This window comes from Paraburkholderia ribeironis (genome assembly GCF_900019265.1).
In the GTDB taxonomy this organism is placed as follows: Bacteria; Pseudomonadota; Gammaproteobacteria; order Burkholderiales; family Burkholderiaceae; genus Paraburkholderia; species Paraburkholderia ribeironis.
This window is the reverse complement of sequence record NZ_CYGX02000199.1, coordinates 1-1034: the sequence shown is the minus strand read 5'-3', so window position 1 is coordinate 1034 and position 1034 is coordinate 1. Positions and strand designations below refer to the sequence as shown.

Here is a 1034-nt window from a genome sequence, read left to right as displayed (position 1 = left end):
ACACCGACGCTGTCAACGTCGCCCAGCTGAAGGCCGCCGGCGTCATCGACTCGAACGGCAATTCGAGCGCTGTCACGTACGACAAGAACGCCGACGGCACCGTCAACTACAGCAGCATCACTATGGGTAACGGCGTCGCTGGAGGCACGACGATCCACAACGTCGCAGCCGGCACCGACGGCACGGACGCAGTGAACGTCACCCAACTGAACGCGGCCATTCAGAACGTGACGAACATCGCGAACAACGCAATCGATCCGATGTTCACGTCCAACGGCGACCGCAATACCGAAGCAGCGAACGCCAGCGGGACGCACGCCACTGCGATGGGCCCGACCGCGAACGCGAGCGGCAACCAGTCGATCGCAGGCGGCTACAACGCGCAAGCAAGCGGCAACAGCTCGATCGCGATGGGCGCGAACTCAAAGGCAACGGCGGATCATGCCGTCGCACTGGGTGACGGCTCGGTGGCCGATCGTGCGAACACGGTGTCGGTGGGCTCGGCCGGTCAGGAACGCCAGATCGCCAACGTCGCTGCGGGCACCGCGACGACGGATGCCGTCAACGTCGGCCAGCTTAACGACTCGATTGCTGCCGCTGTGGGCGACCTGCCGGCGGGTACGACTTCGAAGCAGTACACCGACAAGCAGATCAACATGGTCCAGCAGGGCGTCAACAGCGTGGCGCGTAACGCCTACTCGGGCGTTGCGGCAGCCACCGCGCTGACGATGATCCCGGACGTCGATCAGGGCAAGACGATCGCGGTCGGTGTCGGCGGTGGTTCGTACCACGGCTATCAGGCCGCTGCGCTGGGTGCTTCGGCACGCATCACGCAGAACGTCAAGATCAAGCTCGGCGCAGGCATCAGCGCGCAGGGCACGACGGTCGGGGCTGGTGCGTCGTATCAGTGGTAAGCATCGGGAAGTGAGCGCAAGGGCGGTGCAGTAACCGCCGCCCGAGCGCAGCCTTCACAAGCAATACGCTTCAAACGAAACGGGCTCCCTTGCTGAAGGGAGCCCGTTTTGCATTTTCCG

1 protein-coding gene is annotated in these 1034 nt (G+C 64.1%); it reads left to right on the top strand.

Translation table 11 applies throughout. The features are described from left to right. On the top strand, window positions 1–914 hold a 914-nt coding region (locus BN2475_RS33135; protein WP_174642112.1), incomplete at its 5' end, for a YadA family autotransporter adhesin. Window positions 915–1034 lie beyond the last annotated feature (120 nt).